18 protein-coding genes are annotated in these 20,453 nt (G+C 63.3%); 12 read left to right on the plus strand and 6 right to left on the minus strand.

Annotated elements, in window-relative coordinates; genetic code table 11:
* The first annotated feature begins 57 nt into the window (after window positions 1-57).
* Window positions 58-1,272 carry a phosphoserine phosphatase SerB gene (gene serB, locus AC1M7R_RS13880; RefSeq protein ID WP_072398518.1) on the plus strand — a complete coding sequence of 405 codons (1,215 nt, stop codon included), beginning with the start codon at window positions 58-60 and terminating at the stop codon, window positions 1,270-1,272.
* 84 nt (window positions 1,273-1,356) lie between these two features.
* Here the strand turns inward: serB and AC1M7R_RS13885 are convergent, their stop codons facing one another.
* The 4 genes from AC1M7R_RS13885 to AC1M7R_RS13900 all read right to left on the minus strand — a co-directional run bounded on the left by AC1M7R_RS13885 (window position 1,357) and on the right by AC1M7R_RS13900 (window position 6,528).
* The gene (locus AC1M7R_RS13885; protein ID WP_490610472.1) at window positions 1,357-3,117 is read right to left on the minus strand and encodes a cyclic-di-GMP receptor FimW-related protein; all 1,761 of its coding nucleotides are present in this window, start codon (window positions 3,115-3,117) and stop codon (window positions 1,357-1,359) included.
* A 132-nt stretch (window positions 3,118-3,249) separates the two neighbouring features.
* Entirely contained in the window at window positions 3,250-4,110 is an 861-nt protein-coding gene (asd, locus tag AC1M7R_RS13890) for an archaetidylserine decarboxylase (protein ID WP_072398516.1), read from the minus strand.
* 21 nt (window positions 4,111-4,131) lie between these two features.
* Window positions 4,132-4,947: a rhodanese-like domain-containing protein gene (locus AC1M7R_RS13895; RefSeq protein WP_072398515.1), complete on the minus strand. Its 816-nt coding sequence runs from the start codon at window positions 4,945-4,947 to the stop codon at window positions 4,132-4,134.
* Window positions 4,948-4,989: 42 nt separating this feature from the next.
* Entirely contained in the window at window positions 4,990-6,528 is a 1,539-nt protein-coding gene (locus tag AC1M7R_RS13900; RefSeq protein WP_072398514.1) for an HDOD domain-containing protein, read from the minus strand.
* A gap of 154 nt (window positions 6,529-6,682) precedes the next feature.
* Here AC1M7R_RS13900 and motA point away from each other — a divergent pair, with 154 nt between their 5' ends.
* Window positions 6,683-7,534, plus strand: coding sequence for a flagellar motor stator protein MotA (gene motA, locus AC1M7R_RS13905; RefSeq protein WP_072398513.1), 852 nt, complete (start codon window positions 6,683-6,685; stop codon window positions 7,532-7,534).
* A gap of 164 nt (window positions 7,535-7,698) precedes the next feature.
* Window positions 7,699-8,739: a flagellar motor protein MotB gene (motB, locus tag AC1M7R_RS13910; RefSeq protein ID WP_072398512.1), complete on the plus strand. Its 1,041-nt coding sequence runs from the start codon at window positions 7,699-7,701 to the stop codon at window positions 8,737-8,739.
* A gap of 170 nt (window positions 8,740-8,909) precedes the next feature.
* Here motB and rsgA read toward each other — a convergent pair whose 3' ends face one another.
* Window positions 8,910-9,941 carry a small ribosomal subunit biogenesis GTPase RsgA gene (rsgA, locus tag AC1M7R_RS13915; protein ID WP_072398511.1) on the minus strand — a complete coding sequence of 344 codons (1,032 nt, stop codon included), beginning with the start codon at window positions 9,939-9,941 and terminating at the stop codon, window positions 8,910-8,912.
* A 106-nt stretch (window positions 9,942-10,047) separates the two neighbouring features.
* Here rsgA and orn point away from each other — a divergent pair, with 106 nt between their 5' ends.
* Window positions 10,048-10,590, plus strand: a complete 543-nt coding sequence (gene orn / locus AC1M7R_RS13920) for an oligoribonuclease (protein WP_072398510.1) — start codon at window positions 10,048-10,050, stop codon at window positions 10,588-10,590.
* 136 nt (window positions 10,591-10,726) lie between these two features.
* Entirely contained in the window at window positions 10,727-11,338 is a 612-nt protein-coding gene (locus tag AC1M7R_RS13925) for a trimeric intracellular cation channel family protein (protein WP_072398509.1), read from the plus strand.
* Here the strand turns inward: AC1M7R_RS13925 and queG are convergent.
* Window positions 11,320-12,399, minus strand: coding sequence for a tRNA epoxyqueuosine(34) reductase QueG (queG, locus tag AC1M7R_RS13930; RefSeq protein WP_072398508.1), 1,080 nt, complete (start codon window positions 12,397-12,399; stop codon window positions 11,320-11,322). The two genes, AC1M7R_RS13925 and queG, sit on opposite strands and share 19 nt — an antisense overlap.
* 63 nt (window positions 12,400-12,462) lie before the next feature.
* Between queG and AC1M7R_RS13935 the strand changes: the two genes are divergently transcribed.
* From AC1M7R_RS13935 to hflX, 7 genes are all read left to right on the plus strand, one after another.
* The gene (locus AC1M7R_RS13935; protein ID WP_072398507.1) at window positions 12,463-13,962 is read left to right on the plus strand and encodes a bifunctional ADP-dependent NAD(P)H-hydrate dehydratase/NAD(P)H-hydrate epimerase; all 1,500 of its coding nucleotides are present in this window, start codon (window positions 12,463-12,465) and stop codon (window positions 13,960-13,962) included.
* A complete protein-coding gene (gene tsaE / locus AC1M7R_RS13940) occupies window positions 13,950-14,420 on the plus strand; it encodes a tRNA (adenosine(37)-N6)-threonylcarbamoyltransferase complex ATPase subunit type 1 TsaE (RefSeq protein ID WP_072398506.1) in 471 nt (156 codons plus the stop codon). The genes AC1M7R_RS13935 and tsaE overlap by 13 nt, the downstream gene beginning before the upstream one ends.
* Window positions 14,420-15,850, plus strand: a complete 1,431-nt coding sequence (locus AC1M7R_RS13945; RefSeq protein WP_072398505.1) for an N-acetylmuramoyl-L-alanine amidase — start codon at window positions 14,420-14,422, stop codon at window positions 15,848-15,850. The genes tsaE and AC1M7R_RS13945 overlap by 1 nt, the downstream gene beginning before the upstream one ends.
* A complete protein-coding gene (gene mutL, locus AC1M7R_RS13950; RefSeq protein WP_072458633.1) occupies window positions 15,847-17,757 on the plus strand; it encodes a DNA mismatch repair endonuclease MutL in 1,911 nt (636 codons plus the stop codon). The genes AC1M7R_RS13945 and mutL overlap by 4 nt, the downstream gene beginning before the upstream one ends.
* Window positions 17,757-18,728 carry a tRNA (adenosine(37)-N6)-dimethylallyltransferase MiaA gene (miaA, locus tag AC1M7R_RS13955; RefSeq protein ID WP_490609690.1) on the plus strand — a complete coding sequence of 324 codons (972 nt, stop codon included), beginning with the start codon at window positions 17,757-17,759 and terminating at the stop codon, window positions 18,726-18,728. The genes mutL and miaA overlap by 1 nt, the downstream gene beginning before the upstream one ends.
* Before the next feature lie 91 nt (window positions 18,729-18,819).
* Window positions 18,820-19,080: an RNA chaperone Hfq gene (hfq, locus tag AC1M7R_RS13960; protein WP_072398502.1), complete on the plus strand. Its 261-nt coding sequence runs from the start codon at window positions 18,820-18,822 to the stop codon at window positions 19,078-19,080.
* A 12-nt stretch (window positions 19,081-19,092) separates the two neighbouring features.
* The gene (hflX, locus tag AC1M7R_RS13965; protein WP_072398501.1) at window positions 19,093-20,394 is read left to right on the plus strand and encodes a ribosome rescue GTPase HflX; all 1,302 of its coding nucleotides are present in this window, start codon (window positions 19,093-19,095) and stop codon (window positions 20,392-20,394) included.
* Window positions 20,395-20,453: the final 59 nt, after the last annotated feature.

A 20,453-nucleotide genomic window follows, 5' to 3' on the forward strand; every position in this document is an offset into this window, starting at 1 on the left:
CCGATGGTCACCGAAAGTGGGTAGAATGCGGTTTTTTTCCACCTGCGGGGGTGCGCCTTGCGCGAAATCGTCCTGATAAACATCACTGGCAGCGACCGTCCGGGTCTGACTGCGGCCATTACCGGCGTCCTGGCCCAGGGTGGTGTGAACATTCTCGACATCGGTCAGGCGGTGATTCACGACACGCTGTCCTTTGGCATCCTGGTTGAAATCCCGGATAGCGAACAAGGCAAGTCGGTACTCAAGGATATCCTCTTCACCGCCTATGAACTTGACCAGCAGGTACGTTTCACGCCGGTATCGGAAGCCGATTACCAGCATTGGGTGGCAGGCCAGGGCAAGAAGCGTCACATCGTTACCCTGCTGACCCGCAAGGTCACCGCCGAGCAATTGCAGCGCGTCAGCTCGATTACCGCAAAATACGGGTTGAATATCGACCATATCGACCGGCTGTCCGGGCGCATGCCGCTCGATACCCCGGCCGACAAGGGCAAGGGGTGCATCGAGTTTTCCGTACGGGGCGAACCGGCCGATCCCCAGGCACTGCGCGCCGAGTTCCTCAGCGTGGCCCAGGAGCTGAACGTCGACATCGCGTTCCAGGAGGACTCGCTGTTCCGTCGTAACCGGCGCCTGGCCGTGTTCGACATGGATTCGACGCTGATCGAAGCCGAAGTCATCGACGAACTGGCCAAGGCCGCTGGCGTGGGCGACAAGGTATCGGCCATCACCGAGCGGGCCATGGCCGGTGAACTGGATTTTCGCGCCAGCTTCAAGGAGCGCCTGGCGTTGCTGCAAGGCCTGGATGTCAGCGTACTGGATTCCATAGGCGCTTCCCTGCGCCTGACCGAGGGCGCCGAGACCCTGTTCGCCGAACTCAAGCGCCTGGGCTACAAGACTGCGATCCTGTCTGGCGGCTTTACCTACTTCGCCAGGCAGTTGCAGGCCAAGCTCGGCATCGACTATGTGTTTGCCAACGAACTGGCCGTGGTGGACGGCAAGGTGACCGGGGTGGCCGTCGAGCCGATCGTCGACGCCCAGCGCAAGGCCGACCTGCTGCGTGAGCTGGCTGAGAAGGAAGGCCTGCGCCTGGAGCAGACCATCGCCGTGGGCGACGGCGCCAACGACCTGCCGATGCTGGCCATCGCCGGGCTGGGCGTGGCGTTCCGGGCCAAGCCGCTGGTCAAGCAGTCGGCCAGGCAGGCGATCTCGACCCTGGGGCTGGACGGCGTCTTGTACCTGCTGGGCTTCAGGGATCGCGACGGGCAGCTCTGATTCGAGTCTGGTGCATTCTTTGGAAGCGTTCACCTGTGGCGAGGGGATAGATTCCCTTGCCACAAAGGGTTGTGTGTGGGCTGTTCAAAGCGACTTCCACAATGAATCGAAGTCTGCTTCGGGGGCGTCGCCCTTCTCGGTGGGGCCTGCGTCCTCCTGGTGATAGGCGAACTGGTTGAAACTGTGGGTGCTGGTGACCCGACGGTCCAGGCCGGCACGGCGTTCCTGACCGTTGGTGTTGATCAATACGCGCTGGCCTTCCTGGAAGGGCAGGCGCGGGGCGATCATGGTGGGCGGCAAGTCGATGGCGCTGATCTCCGGCAGTAGCAGGCCACGCAGGTAGTGACCTTGCTGGTCCTGTTCACGCACCAGTTGCAGGCCGCAAGGCTGAGCATAAGGGGCGACCAGTTCGATGCCCATTTGCATGGCGCCGTTGCGCACCTGGCGAATCCAGCGCACCACGGCAATGCTCCAGACCTGATCGGTGGTGTCGCGGATGCCGACCACTTCCCCGGCCTGGAGTTGTTCCGGTACTTCCTTAGGCCAGCCCAGGCAATAACCGCCAGGGCTGTGATTGATGATCGGCAGGTCGTAGGTTGGAAAATGCTGCTGGTGGTCCGATCCGCTGCCTTCATCGTCGGTCGGGTTGGCCGGGTATTCGATTTCCTCGTAGGGCAGCAGGTCACTGTCGCCAGTGGGCGCTGCGTCGAAGGCCTGGTTCCAGGTGTCGTGGGGCTTGCTCTGTGAAACTTCGAAGCGCGCCTTGCGGGCATTCGGCGTCTTCAGGATTTCGCTGAAGGAGCGTTTGCCGCCAAGGTAGTAATGCAGCGCGCTCATGCCCACGCACAAGGTCAGCGTGCCGTTGCCCTCGGTGCGCTGGAAGCTGCGTTCGACGGCCTCGCCCCAGGCCGCCTGCAGGTGCTGCAGGGTGTCGGTGCTCATGCCACCGGGCACCGGCAGGGTGTGGTCGGTCGGCTGCTGCAGATGCACGGCGATGGCGCGCACCAGCGGCTGAGGATCGAAACCCAGCAGGCTGGGCTGTTGCTCGGCTCTGAACTTGGAGCGATAGCGCGGCCCCACATCCAGGCCCGGGGCGACGGCGAACAGGCTCGTGGCGGAAGTGGCCGGGTCCAGCTTGATCCATTGGCTCCAGATTTCCAGCGCTTCGGCCAGCCGGGCTATCTGGCCCTGGCGCAGCTGGTTGCTGCGCGAGGCGCCCAGCAGCAGGGCGACCACATAGCTTTGCTCCGGACTCAGTTGCTGGACCTGGCTGGCCAGCTCGTCATTGATGCTCTGATGTTGCAACCGATGCTGGCAGGCGATGCGGTACAGCTGGTGCAAATCGAGCCATAACCCTTCAGGCACTGGGCTGTACAGCTCGGTGGCGCGCATCAGCGGGCCGTCGAGGGCATGCATCGCCCGTTGCAGCGCGGTGCTCAGCAGGCGGGCGCGGTCCTTGGTGAATTTCGGTGAAATGCGCGCCACGATCTGTTTGTAGCCCATCGCCAGCTGGCTTTGCAGGGCCTGGCACAGGTTGACGATCTTGCGTGAGCGGTCGTCCAGCACAATGGCCTGGTGCAGGAAATGCCGCTCCAGATGCTTGCAGACGTAGTACACCTCGGGCCGCAGCAATTCGAGCAGCTGCAGGCGATTGTCGCTGGTGGTGAGCAGCAGGTTGAGTTCGCCGATGGCCTGGTACAGCAGTCGAGCGGTTTCGCCGATGTTGGCCTTGGGCAGGTTGGCGATCCAGCGCTTGAGGTCGCGTGGCGTGGCATCGCAGAACGACAGGCGTGGCTGCGTCGGGGTCGAGACGCGCAGTAACTGGAGAGGGCTGGTCTCATTCATGCCGTGGACGACTCCGGCTGAAAACGAAAAGGATGTCTCCAACAATAGCAGCTGTGGTCGAAAGAAGTTCCGATCGAATTCTAGGTCGCCCGTGGGAGCGAGTGTATCGGCTCCCACGGGGCGACCGATGGTTCAGGTCCTCGGCAAGGCCAGCCCCTGGCCCATCCGTACCGGCGAGCCGGCGACCAGTTCCTCGGCCCACTTCACCTGGCCCGGGCCGAACAGGACGATGGCGGTGGAACCCAGCTTGAAGCGGCCCAGTTCGGCACCTTTTTCCAGATGGATCGGCGCACGGGCGGCTTCGTCGTAGCGGAAGGTCTTGAGCTCGCGCTTGGGTGGCGTGACCAGCCCGGCCCAGACGGTTTCGATGGACGCCACGATCATCGCGCCCACCAGTACCACGGCCATGGGGCCGCGTTCGGTGTCGAAGATGCACGCCACGCGTTCGTTGCGGGCGAACAGCTCGGGAACGTTTTCGGCGGTGGTCTGGTTGACCGAGAAGATCCGTCCCGGAATGTAGACCATCTCCCGCAGCGTACCGGCCAGCGGCATATGCACGCGGTGGTAATCCTTGGGCGACAGGTAGATGGTGGCGAAATCGCCGCCCATGAACGGCGCTGCGTTGGCCGAGTCGCCGCCAAGCAGTTCCAGCACACTGAAACTGTGACCCTTGGCCTGGAACACCCGGCCGTGCTCGATCGGGCCGAGCTGGCTGACGGCGCCGTCGGCGGGGCTGAGGATCGCGCCTGGGGTTTCGTCCAGTGGGCGCGCGCCTTCCTTCAAGGCGCGGGTGAAGAAGGCGTTGAAGTGCTCATAGGCGGTCAGGTCTTCCACCAGGGCCTGGGACATGTCCACCTGGTAGCGCTTGGCGAACCACGCGGTGAATGCATTCTTGAACCAGCGTACGCGGCATTCGGCAATGCAGCCGGCCAGCCGTGACAGCAGGTGGTGGGGCAACAGGTACTGGGTGAGGATGAACAAGCGGTTTTTCATTAACTGTCCTTTTTGGAACCTTCAAAGCTCGATAGGGGTATCGGGGTGGTTGCCCCATTCGCCCCAGGAACCGGCATAGCCTTTGACCCGTGGGTAACCGAGCGCCTTGGCCACCAGGTAGGTGAAGCCGGAGCGGTGGTGAGTCTGGCAGTGGGTGATGATTTCTTTGTCGGGGGTGATGCCCAGCTGTTCGAGAATCTGCGGCATGTCCCGGCGGATACGCAGGTTGCGGGCTGGGTCCATGCCGGCGGTCCATTCGAAATTGACCGCGCCGGGGATGTGTCCGCCCCTGGCTGCAACGACTTTTTCCCCGGAGTATTCCAGCGGGCCGCGCGCGTCCCAGATCGCCAGGTCGGCGGCACCGAGGCGGCTTTGCAGGTATTCGCGAGTGGCGGTGGGCTCGTCGCGCAGCGTCAGCGGCACCGGGCCACCGGCGCTGGGCGGTACTTCGGTGGACACGGGTAGGCCTTCGTCCAGCCATGACAGCAGGCCGCCGTCGAGGTAGTGGTAGTTCGGGTGGCCGATCACATCCAGCAACCAGATGAAGCGCCCGGCCCAGCCGCCGCCTTCGTCGTCGTAGACCACGTAGACCGCGTCCGGGTTGTGCCCGAGCTCGCCGAACAATGCCTCGAGGTCAGCCTTGGCCGGCAACAGGCCTGGCGCTGGCGGCTGGCCCAGTTGCGTACGCTTGGGGTCGACGAAGCGCGCGCCGGGAACGTGCCCGGTGCTGTAGCGGGCGGCGCTGGTCAGGTCCACCAGAATCAGTTCGCGTGCGTCGAGGCGCGCAAGCAGGTCGCTTGGCTCGATCACCAGCGGCAAGCCAGAGAAGTCAGGCATGTGAGGTCTCCAGGGGCGCAAAGGGAAAGGATTGTATCAAGTTCAACGGCCGCGGTTGGTAAAGGTGTGCAGGGCCCGCTCGATACATTGCGCGGTCTTGCCGAAAGCCTGGACCGTCACGTCCGAGAACGGGCCTCCGCCCTGGTCCACGACCACCAGCATGATCACCTTGCCATTGCAGGTCAGTGAACGCAGCAGCAGGTGCTCGCCCTTGAACAGGCTGCGCAGGACCGGCGGCAGCAGTGCCGAAAACTGAGCGTTGTTGTCGGGGTTCAGGCGAACCTGGGCCTGTTGTGCCAGCAACCGTTGCAAGACCTTGCTCTGGTTGATCGGGAAGCTCATGGCCGCCGCCTCGCTGGGCAGGCCGGCGGTCTGGTGCACGCGCACGTTGGCCTGGCTGCGGTCGGCCATCAGGATCATCACCCGGCGCATGCCGCACGCCGCCAGGGCGTCCCGGGCGGCGGTGGTCAGGTGCATGGCGTTGCTGAAGGGGCTTGGCTCCACCAGCAAGGCGGCGCACTGCTTGCGCCACTGGGTCAGGTCGACGGTGCTGGGTGGCGTTGCGGATGCTCGCCCGGAGGGGATGCGGCGACTGCCCGGGGGCCAGACCAGGGCCACGGCCGGGTGCCAGAGGTCCGGCATGCTGTTCTGGCGAGCGCTGTTGGCGGCTTGTTGGTGAAGTTGCTGCTGGATCTCTTCCACGGGCATCTGCAGGTACAGGCTCGTGAGGTACTGCCAGCGTGCGCTGTGGGGAGCGTCCCAGGCATGGTGCGCTGAAACCGCCAGGCCGTTGGCCAGCAGCACGGTGTTGGCCGGTTGGTTCAGCCAGCGCCGCAGGGTCGGGTCATCGTCCAGGCGGTTCTGTTGGCGCAGCGGATGTTCGCTGTCTCGGGCGATGCGCAGGACTTTCGCCAGTTCGCGACGTTCATTGAGCAACAGTCGGTAACCCTGCGCCACCCAGACCGGCAGGCGCCAGGTCTCCACCAGGGCCAGGCAGATGCTCAGCAGGCCGACGCCGAACAATTCGTGCTCCACCTTGCTGGCCTGCTGGCCTTGATGGAGGACCCGCAGCTCCCATTCCCCCAGCAGGCGCGGATGCGTCAGCGCCATGGGCCAGAGCGGCGAGAGAAACAGCAGGCTGCCCCAGTGAATGTCCTGCCACAGCCGCGCCAGGCGGCTGGCGAAAAAACCATTGGCCTGTTGCGTGGCATGCTGGCTGATCAATTGCAGCTGGCGCAGGGCAACGGGTATCTGTTGCTCCGGCAGCGAGGGCAGGCGTGCCAGCAGTTCCTCGGTGCGCTTGAGGCCGAGACGGTTGATGGCCACTTCGAGATTTTCCGCGGGCTCGGCGAGGTTGCCCCGGGTGTGATGATTGGCTTCCCGGATGACGCTCAGGGCCAGGGCGGGGCTGTCCTGCATCAGCTCGGCGATATCGCGCAACGAGCGATTGCTGTCGGCGATGGCCTTGCAGACCAGGTCGTGACTGGCCTGCGGCACCGGCAGATGGACGCCCTCGAGCAGCTTTACCCAGCCTTCGAGGGTGGTCGGTCGTGGAGTTGGAACCTTCGTTTCGTTAGCCATGGCTGGGGGTGATCATCGCATGCTGCAACGTGGCAAATTGGCTTTTCGCCAGAACTGGCTATAGTCTGGCGCAGTTTTGCCGATAAGGAGAAGAAGAGATTTTCCAGCTTCCGAATATGACCTTGAACCCGACTTAAATAAGTACTTTCTATCTATGGCTAAAATTATCGGCATCATAGTCGTGTTCGCGAGCGTGCTCGGCGGATACGTGCTCTCCCATGGCAAGATCGCCGCCCTGGTCCAGCCCTTCGAGGTGCTGATCATCGGTGGTGCGGCCCTTGGCGCTTTCCTGCAGGCCAACCCTGGCTACATGACCATGCACGTGCTCAAGAAATCCCTGAGCATGTTCGGTTCGCGCTTCAGCCACACGTTCTACCTGGAAGTGCTGGGGCTGATCTACGAGATCCTCAACAAGAGCCGGCGTGAAGGCATGATGGCGATCGAAGGCGACATCGAAGACGCCGCCGCCAGCCCGATCTTCGCCAAGTATCCCGCCGTGCTCAAGGACGCCCGGATGACGGCGTTCATCTGTGACTACCTGCGCATCATGTCGTCCGGCAACATGGCTCCCCATGAGCTGGAAGGCTTGTTCGACATGGAACTGTACAGCCTCAAGGAAGACCTGGAGCACCCGTCCCACGCCGTCAACGGTATCGCCGACGGTATGCCCGGCTTCGGTATCGTCGCCGCGGTGTTGGGTATCGTGGTGACCATGGCTTCCCTGGGCGATGGCGACCAGAAGTCCATCGGCCTGCACGTGGGGGCGGCCCTGGTGGGTACCTTCTTCGGTATTTTGGCCGCGTACGGTTTCTTCGGCCCGCTGGCCCATTCCCTGGCCCATGATGCCAAGGAAGAGCTCAACGTCTATGAAGCCATCAAGGCGTCCCTGGTGGCCTCGGCCTCGGGTATGCCGCCATCGCTGGCGGTCGAGTTCGGTCGCAAGGTTCTCTACCCGGCGCACCGTCCAAGCTTCGCCGAGCTGGAACAAGCGGTTCGCGGTCGCTAGTGCTTTGCTTTGCAAATACGTTCCTTTTTTGGCCAGTGACTGTTGCTGCCAGACAAGGCGCCGCGACGAGTCATAGCCCGCTATGGCGAGGAGCGGCAACGCAGTATGGCAGCAACAGGCACCGTCAGAACGGAACAGTATTTGTGAAGCAGAGCACTTAGGTCATGGAAAATAATCAGCCGATTATCGTAAAGCGCGTCAAGCGCATTGCCGGCGGGCACCATGGCGGTGCTTGGAAAATCGCCTTTGCCGACTTCGCGACGGCGATGATGGCGTTCTTCCTGGTGCTGTGGCTGCTGTCCACCGCGACCCCGGAGCAGAAGATCGCCATCGCCGGTTACTTCAAGGATCCGGTCGGTTTTTCCGAAAGCGGCACGCCCTACATCATCGACCTGGGCGGTTCTCCGGTCCTTGCGCCGGAAAATACCCTCAACCCCGAGGTCAAATCCCAGCCTCAGCCCGACAAGGCAACGGTCGATGCCAATGAGGCCGAAGGCATGGCCGAGCAGGTCGAGCGCGAACGCCTGGAGTTGCTCCTGCAGGAATTGCAGAACAAGGTCGAAGAGAACCCGGAGCTGCAGAAGTTCAAGGACCAGATCCTGTTCGAAATCACCCCGAACGGCTTGCGCATCCAGATCATGGATGCCGAGAACCGGCCGATGTTCGACTCCGGCAGCGCGCGGCTCAAGCCCTATTTCGAAGACATCCTGCTGGCCATGGCCGACACCATCAAGGCGGTGCCGAACAAGATCAGCATCAGCGGTCATACCGATGCCAAGCCCTACATCGGCAAGGGTGACTTCGGTAACTGGGAGCTCTCCGCCAACCGCGCCAACGCGGCACGGCGTGCCCTGGTGGCCGGCAGCTACCCGGACGAGCAGGTGGCGCGGGTGGTCGGTTACGCCTCGTCGGCGCTGTTCGACCGCAAGGACCCGTTCAACCCGGTCAACCGACGCATCGACATCGTCGTGTTGACCAAGAAGGCGCAGAAAGCCATCGAGGGTTCGCAGACCGATGACCCTGCGCCAGATCCAGCTCAGGATCAGGGCACGCCCGCAGAGACACCGGCGACGCCGTCGGGCGCCGCGGCTGACCCGAATGCCTTGCCACCGGATCAGCAGCCGGTGCCCGCCCATGAGTTGCGCGAGCGCTTGAACCTGTTCGACGAGGTCGCGCCCAAGCCTGCCGAAACGCCTGGGCAGTGACCTGAAGATTTGTCGATGGACCCGTGGCGAGGGGATTTATCCCCGCCGGGCTGCGCAGCCGCCCCTGTACCTGGCTTTTATCCAAAAGTACGAAGGGGAGGGGGCGTTTCGTGCCCCGGCGTGGATCAAACCCCTCGCCACAACTGCGTGCGGCTTCCCTTCCTTTCGAGTCAGTAGCTGTTTTCCGGCAGGCTGGCGATGATCGAGCGGTAGCTGTTCATCCGTTGCTGGTGCACACGGCCTTCTTCCAGTGCCTTGAGCAGGGCGCAACCGGGTTCGCGGTCATGCTTGCAGTCGCGGAAGCGGCACGTGCCGATCAGGTCGTTGAACTCGATGAACCCGGCTTCCACATCGGCCCGGCTGACATGACCCAGGCCGAACTCGCGAATGCCCGGGGAGTCGATCAGCTCACCGCCGCCAGGGAAATGGAACAGCCGGGCGGTGGTGGTGGTGTGGGTGCCCTGGCCGGACAGCTCGGACAAAGGCCCGACACGGGTGTCGACCTCCGGCAGCAGGCTGTTGACCAATGACGACTTGCCGACACCCGACTGTCCGACGAACACGCTGATGCGCCCGTCCAGTTGCTGTTGCAATTGCTCCATGCCGTTGCCGTGATGGGCGGAGACTTCCAGTACCGGATAACCCAATTGCCGATAGACCGACAGCAAGGCGTTCAGCGCCGGGGCGTTATGCTCGTCGATCAGGTCGAATTTGTTGAGCAGCAACAGCGGGCGGATACCCGCATGTTCGGCCGCGACCAGGTAACGGTCGATGAGGTTGGCGTGAGGTTCTGGCAGCGGGGCGAACACAATGACGATCATGTCGACGTTCGCCGCCACCGGCTTGAGCTGGCCCCGGCTGTCCGGACGGCACAGCTCGGTGTGACGTGGCAATTGCGCGACAATCACGCCGATACCCTGGTTGCCGGCGCGCCACACCACTCGGTCGCCAGTGACCAGCGCCGGCAGGTTGGCCCGCAGATGGCAGCGGAAGACCTGGCCAGCCAGCTCGCCTTCACAGGCTTCGACCTCGACCTGCACGCCGAAGTGGGCGATCACCAGGCCGGTCTGTTCGGGACCCAGGTCACCACCCTCCAGGGCTTGCACCGCACTGGATTCGCGTTTGGCGGCGCGGGCGGCGCGCTCGCCCTGGATCTTTTCGATACGCCAGTTCTGGCGGCGATTGAGTTGGCGTTTGGCCATGGGTGTTCCGTATGAAGAATGCAGCGATTAGATAAAACGGCGGCGAGTTTAGCACGCCCAGGAGCCGGCCTAGGCTAAACTGCGCAGCTACGCCGAGGAGCCCCCCATGCAAAATCCGCAGAACCTGATCTGGATCGACCTGGAAATGACCGGTCTGAACCCCGACACCGACGTCATTATCGAAATGGCCACCATTGTCACCGACAGTGACCTCAACACCCTGGCCGAAGGCCCGGTGATCGCGATCCACCACAGCGATGAAGTCCTCGCCGGCATGGACGAGTGGAACACTCGCCAGCATGGTGGCTCGGGCCTGACTCAACGGGTACGCGACAGCAAGATCAGCATGGCCGAGGCCGAAGCCCAGACCATCGCCTTCCTGGAGCAATGGGTGCCCCGGGGCAAGTCGCCCATCTGCGGCAACAGCATTTGCCAGGATCGACGCTTTCTCTATACCCACATGAAATCCCTGGAAAGCTATTTCCATTACCGCAACCTGGATGTCTCCACCCTCAAGGAACTGGCCGCCCGCTGGGCGCCGCAGGTTCGCGACAGCTTCCAGAAGGGCGGCAGCCACCTGGCGCTGGACGATATCCGCGAATCCATCGCCGAGCTGCAGCACTACCGCAAGCATTTCATCAAGTTCTGATTGAAGCGCGCGGCGCTCTTGTGACGAGGGGATAAATCCCCTCGCCACGGGTTCTGCGCTGGACATGCGCAACCGCCCTCTTTTGGTGCTTGCCTGAAATGGCTAGACTGCGCGCCTTCCCGCAAGGACCGCCAACATGTTGCTGATGCTTTATCTGATCGCCATCACCGCCGAAGCGATGACCGGCGCCTTGTCCGCCGGACGGCGTGGCATGGACTGGTTCGGCGTGGTGCTGATCGCCTGTGTCACCGCGCTGGGGGGCGGCTCGGTGCGCGATGTGCTGCTCGGTCATTATCCCCTCACCTGGGTCAAGCATCCGGAATACCTGGTGCTGACCACTGCGGCGGCGATGCTGACGGTGTTCCTGGCGCGCTGGATGCGTCACCTGCGTTCGATGTTCCTGGTACTCGACGCCGTGGGCCTGGTGGCGTTTACCCTGATCGGTTGCATGACCGCCCTTGAGATGGGCCATGGCATGCTGGTGGCGTCGGTCAGTGGCGTGATCACCGGGGTGTTCGGCGGCATCCTGCGGGATATATTCTGCAACGATATTCCCCTGATCTTCCGCCGTGAGCTCTATGCCAGCGTGTCGTTTGCCGCGGCGTGGTGTTATCTGCTCTGTGTCTATCTGCAGCTGCCAAGCGAACAGGCAATCCTCATCACGTTGTTCGGTGGTTTCCTGCTACGCCTCCTGGCGATCCGCTTTCACTGGGAAATGCCCAAGTTCGTCTATAACGACGAGGTTTGACGCTCGGCGTGCTGGCGCAGCGCCCATTCCACATGCTCGCGCACCAGTTCCGACGGATAGTCGCGTCGCGCGTGCAAGGCCTGCAGTACGGGAATGGTCGAAGGGGCATTGCCAAGGCCCACCGCCAGGTTGCGCAGCCAGCGTTCGTAGCCGGCTCGGCGCAGTGGCGAGCCTTCGGTGCTCCTGAGGAAGGTGTCCTCGTCCCACAGGAACAATTCGGCCAGGCCGGCGTTGTCCAGGTTATGCCGGGGTTTGAAATCGCTTTCCCCAGTAGGCCGGGCGAAGCGGTTCCAAGGGCAGACGATCTGGCAATCGTCGCAGCCGAACACTCGATTGCCGATCAAGGGACGCAGTTCTTCGGGGATGGCGTTCTTCAGTTCAATGGTGAGGTAGGAAATGCAACGGCGGGCGTCCAGCAGGTAGGGCCCTGCGAATGCCTTCGTAGGACAGATATCCAGGCAGGCCGTGCATTTGCCGCAGTGCTCCGTGGCGTGGGGCGGGTCCACGGGCAGCGGCAGGTCGACAAACAGCTCGCTCAGGAAGAAATAACTGCCGGCCTTGCGGTTCAGTACCAGGGTGTTCTTGCCGATCCAGCCGAGCCCGGCCTGTTCGGCAATGGCTTTTTCCAGTACCGGGGCGCTGTCGACAAAAGCGCGATAACCGAAGGGGCCGATGACCGCCTGGATTTTTTCGGCTAATTGTTGCACGCGTTTACGGATCAATTTGTGGTAATCGCGGCCCAACGCATAGCGCGAGACGTAGGCTTTTTCCGGTTGGGCGAGCCTGTGGGCCATCTCGGTGTCGCCCGGCAGGTAATCCATGCGCAGGGACACCACGCGCAATGTTCCCGGCACCAGCTCCTCGGGGTGGGAACGTTTGCTGCCATGGGCGCCCATATAGTCCATTTCGCCGTGGTAGCCGGCGTCGAGCCAGCGTTGCAAATGCTGCTCATGTTCGGCGAGGTCCAGGCCGCTGATGCCGACTTGCTGGAAGCCCAGCTCGCGGCCCCAGTCCTTGATGGATTGGGCGAGGGCGGGGAGGTCGGTGGGAATGACAGGCATGTGGCAAGAGAAACCGGAGCTGAGATGCGTATAATTCTGCCAGACATCGGAGCCTGAAGACGCATGCCGCACACTAAAGATGATTTTCCCGACGCGCTGTACAGTGCCGCGCAGGTCCGGGCCCTCGACGCACAACTGATCGCGGCGGGGACCACCGGCTTCGAATTGATGCAGCGCGCAGCCCGTGCCACCTGGCGGGCGATCGTCCGGCGCTGGCCACAGGCCGGCGAGCTGACCGTGATGACCGGTCATGGCAATAATGCCGGCGACGGTTTCCTGGTGGCGACCCTGGCCCGCCGTGCCGGCTGGTCGGTGCGGGTACTGACCGTGGGTGAGCCTCGTCGCCTGCAGGGGGACGCCGCCATTGCCCATGCCGAGGCCGTGGCAGTGGGGGTGCCGCTGGAGACGTGGAACGACGAATCCGAATTGCGAGGGGTGCTGCTGGATGCCTTGCTTGGCACGGGCTTGAGCGGTGATGTGCGCGAACCCTATATCCGGGCGATCGACACGATCAATGTCAGCGGGCTGCCGGTCGCCGCGGTGGATATTCCTTCCGGCCTGTGCAGCGACACCGGACGGGTCCTGGGCACGGCGGTCGCGGCCGACCTGACGGTGACCTTCATTGGTCTGAAACTGGGCCTGTTCACGGGCGACGCGGCGGACCGCGTCGGTGAGCTGGTCTTCGATGACCTGCACGCCGATGCGGATATCGTTGAATCGGCGCCGTCCACTGCACGATTGCTCTTACCAAAAAATCTGCCGCGTCTGACGCCTCGCGCGCCCACTTCCCACAAAGGCTCGTTCGGGCACGTCCTGTTGATCGGCGGCGACCGGGGATTTGGCGGTGCGATCCAGATGAGTGCCGAAAGCGCCCTGCGTTGCGGTGCCGGAATGGTTTCCATGGCGACCCGCAGCGAACACGTATCGGCTGCGCTGACGCGTTTACCTGAGGTCATGGTGCAAGGCACTCATTCGGCGAACCAGCTGATGGGCCTGCTGGAGCGGGCGGACGTGCTGGTGGTGGGCCCCGGGTTGGGCCAGGCCGCCTGGGGGCGCAGTTTGCTGTCGGCGGCGGCCAACGTTTCCGTGCCGCAGGTATGGGACGCCGACGCCCTGAACCTGCTGAGCGCGGGCGCGGTCGGTTTGCCCGAGGGCTGTGTGATCACTCCGCATCCGGGTGAAGCGGCCCGGCTCCTGGATATTTCCACGGCACAGGTGCAGGCCGATCGTCCGGCGGCGGCCCGGGCACTGAGCAGGAAATACGCCGCCACGGTAATCCTCAAGGGCGCTGGCAGCCTGGTTGCCGGCCCGGACGGTCGCCTGGCGGTTTGCGGCCAGGGCCATCCGGCCATGGCCACGGCCGGCCTCGGAGATGTATTGGCCGGGGTGATCGGCGCCTTGCTCGCCCAGGGCATGGATGGCTTCGAGGCCGCCTGCCTGGCTGTCTGGTTGCACGCCAATGCCGGCGCACAGGTCGGGCGCTCGGGCCGGGGGCTGGCGGCGACCGACCTGATTCCGGCCATTCGTCAGTTGCTGGAGGAGCAGTCACCTTGTCTGAAGTAACCCTGTACGTGGCCGACGAGCAGGCCATGACGCAATTCGGTGCTCGCATTGCGCAGGTCACCGCAGGCCACGGCCTGATCTTCCTGGAAGGCGATCTCGGCGCGGGCAAGACCACCTTGTCCCGCGGCATCATTCGCGGCCTGGGGCATGTCGGCGCGGTGAAAAGCCCTACGTTCACCTTGGTGGAGCCCTACGAGATCGGTGATATCCGAGCGTTTCATTTCGATTTGTATCGACTGGTGGATCCGGAAGAGCTGGAGTTTCTCGGTATCCGTGATTATTTCGAAGACGATGCCTTGTGCCTGATCGAATGGCCCTGCAAGGGTGCAGGCTTTTTGCCAAAGCCTGACCTGACCATTACCATTGGCGCGCAGAATGGCGGGCGTTCGCTGAAACTGACGCCGCAAGGCTCGCGCGGCGAGTCGTGGTGTGCCGCATTGGCACTGGAAACTATTTGATGATGGGGTTTGGTATGCGCTTTCGCGCGGTGGCTGCTGTCGTAGGACTGTTGCTTACGGCACTGGCCGTCGATGCTGTGGCTGAGACAAAGGTCAACAGCGTTCGCCTGTGGCGGGCGCCGGACAACACGCGACTGGTGTTCGACCTGACGGGGCCGGTGCAGCACAGCGTGTTCACCCTCACGGCCCCGGACCGCCTGGTGATCGACATCAACGGCGCCTCCCTGGGCGCGCCGCTGAACGTGCCCACCGCCAATACGCCGATTACCGCCATGCGTTCGGCCCAGCGTACGCCGACCGACCTGCGGGTGGTCATCGACCTGAAAAAAACCGTCACCCCGAAAAGCTTCACCCTGGCGCCCAATGCCCAGTACGGCAACCGCCTGGTGGTGGACCTGTTCGACAACCCGGCCGACGCCGCGCCACCGCCGCCGCCTCCTGCCAATGTCGCCACGGTGCCGGCGGTGCCGGTCACGCCGACCGAGCCGGCGATCAAGCTGCCACCGGCTCCGGCCGGCAAGCGCGACATCATTGTGGTCATCGATGCCGGTCATGGCGGGGAAGACCCAGGGGCCTCGGGCTCGCGTGGGCAGCGCGAAAAAGACGTGGTGTTGTCCATCGCCCGGGAGCTGCAGCGCCAGGTCAACGGCATGAAGGGCTTCCGCGCCGAACTGACCCGTACCGGCGACTATTTCATCCCGTTGCGCGGTCGTACCGAAATCGCCCGCAAGAAAGGCGCCGACCTGTTCGTCTCGATCCATGCCGACGCGGCACCTTCGACCGCGGCCTTCGGGGCCTCGGTGTTCGCCCTGTCCGACCGGGGCGCCACCTCCGAGACTGCCCGCTGGCTGGCCGACAGCGAAAACCGTTCCGACCTGATCGGCGGTGCCGGCAACGTCAGCCTCGACGACAAGGACCGCATGCTGGCCGGTGTGTTGCTCGATTTGTCGATGACCGCCTCGCTGACCTCCAGCTTGAATGTCGGCCAGAAGGTCCTGAGCAATATCGGCCGCGTCACGCCCCTGCACAAGCAGCGTGTCGAACAGGCCGGCTTCATGGTGCTCAAGTCGCCGGACATCCCGTCGATCCTGGTGGAAACCGGATTCATCTCCAACGCCAACGAAGCCTCCAAGCTGACGTCTTCCAGCCACCAGCAGGCCCTGGCCCGGTCCATCAGCAGCGGTGTACGCCAGTTCTTCCAGCAGAACCCGCCGCCGGGCACCTACATCGCCTGGCTGCGTGACTCCGGCAAGATCGCCCAAGGCCCGCGGGACCATAGGGTCAGTCCCGGTGAAACCCTGGCAATGATTGCCGTGCGCTACCAGGTGTCGCCCGCCACCTTGCGCAGCGCCAACAATCTCAAGAGCGACGAGCTCAAGATCGGCCAGACCCTGACCATTCCGGGCAATGAAGTGGCGTCCAAGCAATGAGCGATGAAGTGATCGGCAGCAACGCCCGTATCGAGCTGCTCAGTCCTCGGCTGGCGAACCAGATCGCCGCCGGCGAGGTGGTCGAGCGCCCGGCGTCGGTCATCAAGGAACTGCTGGAGAACAGCCTGGACTCCGGTGCCCGGCGCATCGATGTGGACGTCGAGCAGGGTGGCGTCAAGCTGCTGCGGGTGCGTGACGACGGTGGTGGTATTCCCGCCGACGACCTGCCGCTGGCACTGGCGCGCCATGCCACCAGCAAGATCCGCGATCTGGAAGATCTCGAACGGGTCATGAGCCTGGGGTTTCGTGGCGAAGCGCTGGCCTCCATCAGCTCGGTGTCGCGCCTGACGCTGACCTCCCGCACCCGCGACGCCGAACAGGCCTGGCAGGTCGAGACCGAGGGGCGGGACATGGCCTCCCGTGTGCAGCCTGCGGCCCATCCGGTGGGCACGTCGGTGGAAGTGCGTGACCTGTTTTTCAATACGCCGGCACGGCGCAAGTTTCTCAAGGCCGAGAAGACCGAGTTCGATCATCTGCAGGAAGTCATCAAGCGCCTGGCCCTGGCGCGGTTCGACGTGGCGTTCCACTTGCGCCATAACGGCAAGACCATTCTCAGTCTGCACGAGGCCCGTGACGACGCGGCCCGTGCCCGGCGCGTGGCGGCGGTGTGCGGCTCGGGTTTCCTGGAACAGGCCTTGCCCATCGAGGTCGAGCGCAATGGCCTGCACCTGTGGGGCTGGGTCGGGTTGCCAACCTTCTCCCGCAGCCAGGCGGATCTGCAATATTTCTATGTGAACGGCCGGGCGGTACGGGACAAGCTGGTCGCCCACGCGGTGCGCCAGGCCTATCGCGATGTGTTGTTCAACGGTCGGCATCCGACCTTCGTGCTGTTTTTCGAGGTCGACCCTTCAGTGGTGGACGTCAACGTGCACCCCACCAAGCATGAGGTGCGCTTCCGCGACGGGCGCATGGTGCACGATTTCCTCTATGGCACCTTGCACCGCGCCTTGGGCGACGTGCGTCCGGAAGACCAGTTGGCAGCACCGGCCACCGTGGCCGGGATGGTTCGTCCAACCGGACTGGAAGCCGGCGAATTCGGACCCCAGGGCGAAATGCGCCTGGCGGCCAATACCCTGCTGGAGCAGCCCCAGGCGCAACCGAGCTACACCTCGGCGAGTTCCGGCGCAGGCGGCTATCAGTATCAATACACCCCGCGGCCGCAATCGAGCGTGCCGGCGGCCGAGGCCCAGGCGGCCTATCGGGAGTTCTTCAAGCCGTTGCCTGAAACCGGCGCAGTGGCGTTGCCCGACGGCCAGGGCGATATCCCGCCGCTGGGCTACGCCCTGGCGCAGCTCAAGGGCATCTATATCCTGGCGGAAAATGCCCAGGGCCTGGTCCTGGTGGATATGCATGCCGCTCATGAGCGAATCATGTACGAGCGGCTGAAAATCGCCATGGCCAGCGAAGGGCTCAGCGGCCAGCCGCTGCTGGTGCCTGAGTCACTGGCTGTCAGCCAGCGCGAAGCCGATTGCGCAGAAGAACATGTGGGCTGGTTCCAGCGCCTGGGCTTCGAGCTGCAGCGACTGGGCCCGGAAACCCTGGCGATCCGGCAGATCCCGGCGCTGCTGAAGCAGGCCGAGGCCAATCGGTTGGTCAGCGACGTGCTGGCGGATCTGATGGAGTACGGCACCAGCGACCGGATCCAGGCGCATCTGAACGAGCTGCTGGGCACCATGGCCTGCCATGGCGCGGTCCGCGCCAACCGGCGCCTGGCCTTGCCGGAAATGAACGGCTTGCTGCGGGACATGGAGAACACCGAGCGCAGCGGCCAATGCAACCATGGCCGGCCGACCTGGACCCAACTGGGCCTGGACGACCTGGACAAACTGTTTTTGCGCGGTCGTTGATGAGCCAGTTGCCACCTGCGATTTTCCTGATGGGGCCGACGGCCGCTGGCAAGACCGACCTGGCCATCGAATTGACCAAGGTCCTGCCCTGCGAGTTGATCAGTGTCGATTCGGCCCTGGTCTATCGGGGCATGGACATCGGCACCGCCAAGCCGTCAAAAGAACTGCTGGCCGAATTTCCCCACCGCCTGATCGACATCCTGGACCCGGTCGAGGCTTATTCGGCGGCCGATTTCCGGCGTGATGCGCTCCAGGCCATGGCCGAAATCACTGCGCGGGGCAACATCCCGCTGCTGGTGGGCGGCACGATGCTGTATTACAAGGCCCTGGTCGATGGGTTGGCGGACATGCCGGCGGCCGATCCCGAGGTGCGCGCGCAGATCGAAGAAGAAGCCGCGCGCCTTGGCTGGCATGCCCTGCACGAGCAATTGGCGGTCATTGACCCTGAGTCGGCGGCGCGCATCCATCCCAATGACCCGCAGCGGCTCAGCCGGGCGCTGGAGGTTTATCGGGTCAGTGGCCAGAGCATGACGGCCCTGCGCCGACAACAATCTGCGCAAAGTACTGAAGCAGCCGCTTCGGGACTGCAACAATTGCCCTATACTGTCGCGAATCTGGCCATCGCTCCGGCGAACCGGCAAGTGCTGCATCGGCGAATTGAACAAAGATTCACATTGATGTTGGAACAGGGATTCATAGACGAGGTCGTAGCCCTGCGTGAGCGAAGTGACCTGCATGCCGGGTTGCCGTCTATACGTGCGGTGGGTTATCGACAGGTCTGGGACTACCTGGACGGCAAGCTGACGTCAGCCGAGATGCGCGAGCGTGGGATTATTGCCACGCGCCAACTGGCGAAACGCCAGTTCACCTGGTTGCGCAGCTGGACTGACCTGCATTGGCTTGACAGCCTCGATTGCGACAATCTGCCACGCGCCTTGAAATACCTTGGGACCGTCTCCATATTGAACTGAGTCCTTGCAATTGCCGTCTATCCTTGGGGGTGTGACGGCCCAAGCCATCTGATTCCGATTTTTATTATTGATCCTTAAAGGAGTGCGGCACATGTCAAAAGGGCATTCGCTACAAGACCCTTACTTGAACACTTTACGTAAAGAGAAAGTTGGGGTGTCCATCTATCTGGTCAACGGGATCAAACTGCAAGGCACGATCGAGTCTTTCGACCAGTTCGTCATCCTTCTGAAAAACACCGTCAGCCAGATGGTCTACAAACACGCTATCTCTACAGTCGTGCCGGTCCGTCCAATTCGTCTGCCAAGCGCAACCGAATCCGATGGCGGTGACGCTGAGCCGGGTAACGCCTGATAGGAGTCTCCTTTGTTCTTTGAGCGCCACGGTGGTGGTGAGCGGACTATTCTCGTTCACTTGGATGGACAGGACCCTGAGGCGCGCGAAGATCCGCAGGAGTTTCAGGAATTGGCTCTTTCGGCCGGCGCCGAGACCGTCGCGTTCTTCAACGTGCCGCGTCATCGGCCAACCGCCAAGTTCCTGATCGGCAGTGGCAAGGTCGAGGAGTTGCGCGACCTGGTCAAGGCCGAGCAGGTCGATCTGGTGATTTTCAATCACATCCTCACGCCCAGTCAGGAACGTAACCTCGAACGTGTCTTCGAGTGTCGCGTGATCGACCGTACCGGGCTGATTCTCGATATCTTCGCCCAACGCGCCCGCACCCATGAAGGCAAGCTCCAGGTCGAACTGGCCCAGCTCGAGCACATGAGTACGCGTTTGGTTCGTGGCTGGACTCACCTTGAGCGGCAGAAGGGGGGTATCGGCCTGCGCGGCCCGGGTGAAACCCAGCTGGAAACCGACCGGCGCCTGTTGCGGGTCCGCCTGCGCCAGATCAAGGGGCGCCTGGAGAAGGTCCGCAGCCAGCGCGAGCAGTCGCGCCGCGGACGCAAGCGCGCGGATATCCCGACGGTTTCGCTGGTGGGCTATACCAACGCCGGCAAGTCGACACTGTTCAATAACGTGACCCAATCGGACGTCTACGCCGCCGACCAGCTGTTCGCCACCCTCGACCCGACCCTGCGCCGGCTCGACCTGGACGACCTGGGGCCGATCGTGCTGGCCGATACCGTGGGTTTCATTCGACACTTGCCGCATAAGCTGGTCGAGGCTTTCCGGGCTACGCTCGAAGAGTCGAGCAACTCCGACCTGCTGCTGCATGTGATCGATGCCGCCGAGCCCGACCGGATGCTGCAGATCGAGCAGGTCATGGTGGTGCTGGGCGAGATCGGGGCCCAGGACTTGCCGATCCTCGAGGTATACAACAAACTCGATTTGCTCGAAGGGGTGGAGCCGCAGATCCAGCGCGATGCCGACGGCAAGCCGCAGCGGGTCTGGTTGTCGGCCCAGGACGGTACCGGCCTCGACCTGCTCAAGCAGGCCGTGGCGGAGTTGCTGGGCAACGATCTGTTCGTCGGCACCCTGAAGCTGCCGCAACGGTTCGCCCGGCTCCGTGCCCAGTTCTTTGAGCTGGGGGCGGTGCAGAAAGAAGAACACGACGAAGAAGGCACCTGCCTGCTGGCGGTGCGTCTGCCTCGTGCTGAGTTGAATCGATTGGTCAGTCGCGAAGGGCTGCGACCGATGGAGTTCATCGAGCAACACACTTTGCAATAAAAGCCTGAGAACGCTGTGTCAGGCATTCTGTAGCATTGGTCGGCGCGCCGTGGGTGCGT

Source organism: Pseudomonas sp. MS01C9 (assembly GCF_058202755.1).